The sequence below is a fragment of the Colwellia sp. 12G3 genome (assembly GCF_002836775.1).
In the GTDB taxonomy this organism is placed as follows: Bacteria; Pseudomonadota; Gammaproteobacteria; order Enterobacterales; family Alteromonadaceae; genus Colwellia.
Genome location: NZ_PJAQ01000035.1, coordinates 1 through 3,548 on the forward strand (window position 1 = coordinate 1; position 3,548 = coordinate 3,548).

At 36.0% G+C, this 3,548-nt stretch carries 2 protein-coding genes, 1 tRNA gene and 1 rRNA gene; 3 read left to right on the top strand and 1 reads right to left on the bottom strand.

What is annotated here, in order from left to right; translation table 11 throughout:
* The first annotated feature begins 83 nt into the window (after positions 1-83).
* Both rrf and CXF71_RS10020 read left to right on the top strand, forming a co-directional pair.
* A 5S ribosomal RNA gene (gene rrf / locus CXF71_RS10015) occupies positions 84-198 on the top strand.
* Positions 199-237: 39 nt separating this feature from the next.
* A tRNA-Tyr gene (locus CXF71_RS10020) sits at positions 238-322 on the top strand.
* A 7-nt stretch (positions 323-329) separates the two neighbouring features.
* Here CXF71_RS10020 and CXF71_RS10025 read toward each other — a convergent pair.
* The gene (locus tag CXF71_RS10025) at positions 330-1,934 is read right to left on the bottom strand and encodes a response regulator (protein WP_101232824.1); all 1,605 of its coding nucleotides are present in this window, start codon (positions 1,932-1,934) and stop codon (positions 330-332) included.
* Between the two features lie 67 nt (positions 1,935-2,001).
* Between CXF71_RS10025 and CXF71_RS10030 the strand changes: the two genes are divergently transcribed.
* Entirely contained in the window at positions 2,002-3,252 is a 1,251-nt protein-coding gene (locus CXF71_RS10030; protein WP_101232825.1) for a DEAD/DEAH box helicase, read from the top strand.
* Positions 3,253-3,548 lie beyond the last annotated feature (296 nt).

Below are 3,548 nucleotides of genomic sequence, written 5' to 3' on the forward strand. Positions count from 1 at the left end.
ATAAGAGTCGGGCTTTTTGCTCAAGTTTTTATTTTTTAAATTACTTATAAACAAATAAGTAACATAACAAATAAAAGTTTTTGTTTAGCGACAATAGCGCTGTGGCCCCACCTGAACCCATTCCGAACTCAGAAGTGAAACGCAGTTGCGCCGATGGTAGTGTGGGAGTTCCCATGTGAGAGTAGGACATTGCTAAACTCCTAATTCCATCAATGAGTATTGATGAAATGGCCCCGTGGAGGGGTTCCCGAGTGGCCAAAGGGATCAGACTGTAAATCTGACGGCTCAGCCTTCGGTGGTTCGAATCCACCTCCCTCCACCATATACGACTAAATACCAGCAGCTTGCTGGTATTTTTTTTGCATTTTTTTCAGTCTTTCCAGTTCATTCATAGTCAAATCTAGTTTACTTATTTCAAGTAATATATTCTTCGCTTTATGTAAATTAGTGACTGGTTCTTTGTCTTTGTCATATGAAACTAACAAAACCTGTATCAGATTTAGTTTGATACCTACATGCTTGGGGAATTTTGTCGAAGCATCTTGTAACTTCCCAATTGCCTCACGATATTTCTTTTGACCATATAAACTCAGACCCAGCTCAATATCCGCTTGAGCTTTATCTTTTAGACTAATTTGGGTTGCGATCCTTATATCTGATTGAGTTTCTTCTATCTTTTCACTAGCAATAAGTAATTGTGTAGCTAGATTATTTTTGTTCAGTTTCTTCAGCGTTTGCGATATATCTATCAGCTTTTCTTTACCAATATTAATTTGTTCTATTGCGAGCAGTTTTTCACCTTTCATTATTTCGTCATGTGCTAAATCGTGTTCTCTAGTAATTTCTAATAAACATGCACCAAGGAAATGGGATTGAATTTTTATATCACTATCCTTGAAGTCCCGTGTCATTTGTTTTAAAAATGAGAAGGCTTTGGTATTTACTTTTCTTGCATCGACGAGTGAAAGGGAAGGAGCATGCTCGATTAATGCTTGTACATATTTTATTGTATTATCAGAACAGTGATGAATAGAGTTATGTGCAAGTATATAATTACTCTCGTAGGCGGCGGTAGCTTTATCAAAATGTTCATTACCTATACACAGATGAGCATATTTCTTTAATCGAGTTAAAGAGCGCGGTGATAATAATAACGCTTGTTCTAATATTTCCTCCGCTAATATCTTATGAAATTGCTCTTCATAAGTTACCGAAAGCCAATCGTAGCTTGATAAATAAAGTGGATAATTTTTAATTAATTGTTTGAATAATTTTTCGGCTTGATGCAATTTATTTTCGTGTAAAGCTACTTTACCTAAACCAATTGTAGCCCATTGGCAATTGGCAGCGTTTTGGTATTCTAGGTAAATCGTTTTGGCATCATCATATTGTTGTAATTCAAAATATTGCCTTGAAAGAATTCCCAAACATTCTGTTTTATAAGGAGTGTTTATTGATAAGGCATGTTTGCAACGATTAATGACAAGTTCCGAGTTGTTATCGTCAAGCGCTTGATAAATACGTGCCATCGACTTTTTCTTATGTAAACAAGACCTTAAGCGCTTATCTAATTCATTTAATGAATATGGCTTACATAAGTAGTGATCAGGTTTGTGCTCAAGTGCAGCGAGTACCATGGATTGAGAAACCTCTGCAGTGATTAATATTACTATGCAGTGCCGATTTATATACCCATTAACTCTTAATTCTTCGAGTAGTTGTTGGCCATTCTTTTGGTTATCGCCGAGATCATAACCTAACAAAATAACATCATAAACTTTTTGCTGACAAATTGAGGACACGTCCTGAGCATAATGAGTACTATCAACTTGCCTGTTCGTTAAGCGCATAACGAATTGCTTAAGTATATCTTGCGATGGCTTGATATTGTCAACAATTAAGAAACGCATATTTTGATAGTGGGATTTTGTCATAACATCCTTAATGTCATAAACGACTTCTGATATAATTAATTAACTTAAACACTCACTGGCTAAACGAATGACCTTTTCTTCTTTTTCTTTGGATTCAACATTGCTAAAAGCAATAACCGAATCTGCTTATGATGAACCAACAGAAATACAAAAGCAAAGTATCCCTCTAATTCTAGCTAAACATGATGTTATGGCAAGAGCACAAACTGGTACAGGGAAAACAGCTGCATTCGCATTACCGATACTACAACAACTTGTCTTAGCTCAACCTTGTAAACAGGAGTTGAAGGCATTAGTTTTAACACCTACTCGAGAACTTGCTCAACAAGTATACAAAAGCTTTTGTCATTATGGTCAATTTACCACACTAAATATAGGTATTGCTTATGGTGGTGTGAGTACAAAGTTGCAGATTAACGAATTAAAAGAAGGTGTTGATGTATTAATTGCCACGCCAGGCAGGTTATTAGATCTTCTTCGAACTGAATCCGTGAGTTTAGCCAAAATAGAAACGCTAGTTTTTGACGAAGCTGACCGTATGTTAGATATGGGCTTTAAAGAAGAAATAGATCAGATTACTGAACATTTACCAAAAATTAAGCAAACATTGCTTTTCTCTGCAACATTCGCAGATGATATTTATAAGATGGGTAAAAACATTCTAGATGCCCCTAAAATTATAGAGATTGATGAAAAGAATAAAGCTGCGGATGATGTAGAGCAAATAATCTATAGTGTGGATGCTGATCGCAAAAGAGAGCTAACTTCATTTTTAATCGGCTCAAGAAATTGGAAGCAAGTTTTAGTGTTCACTCGGACAAAACAATGCGCTGATGAACTAGCCAAAGAAATGAGCAAAGATGGTGTTAAGTCATTAGCTATACATGGCGACAAATCTCAAGGCGCTCGTGAAAAGGCATTACATGAATTTAAAGAAGGAAAGGTTCGTGCATTAATAGCAACAGATGTCGCTGCTCGTGGTATTGATATAAAAGGTCTATCACATGTTATTAATTATGAACTTCCTTACAATGCTGAAGATTACGTCCACCGGATAGGACGAACAGCGAGAGCAGGAAACTCAGGTTTAGCTGTATCTTTAGTGAGTCCAGGAGAGGAATGGCTACTAACAGCGATAGAAGAATTACTTGATATCCAACTATTACAGCAATGGTTACCAGGTTATGAGCTGGATTTAACGAAAAGTACTGGTTCAAACAAAAAACCAATAAATAAAAAAAATGCACGGAAGGACGCATTGTCTGCAGGTGGTAAATCTAACAAGCACAGACCAAATACCAGAAATAGAAGACGATAAGACATGCTGATAATCTCGGGCTGCTTTCTTTGTGAACTACTTTGATATGCTTAGTAATCGAATAGCAGTATTTATAATCGAACGAACAAAAAGGTTAAATAAGTCCTTGTACTAAAGCTAACACTCTCTATAATGCGCTCCAGTTCCAAGGGGTTCACGCAAAATGAATCATCAACGGACTGTTTTGATATGTTATCTAAGCGATTAAGTGGTAAATAACATAACTTAACGTGTATTTTTAAATGTTTCTCGAAATGATTTGAAATAAACGTTGACATCAAAACTAGGAAGCGTAT

Excerpts from the sequence above, each read along its gene's own strand:
- CXF71_RS10025 (WP_101232824.1), bottom strand. The coding sequence starts at position 1,934 with ATGACAAAATCCCACTATCAAAATATGCGTTTCTTAATTGTTGACAAT.
- CXF71_RS10030 (WP_101232825.1), top strand. The coding sequence starts at position 2,002 with ATGACCTTTTCTTCTTTTTCTTTGGATTCAACATTGCTAAAAGCAATA.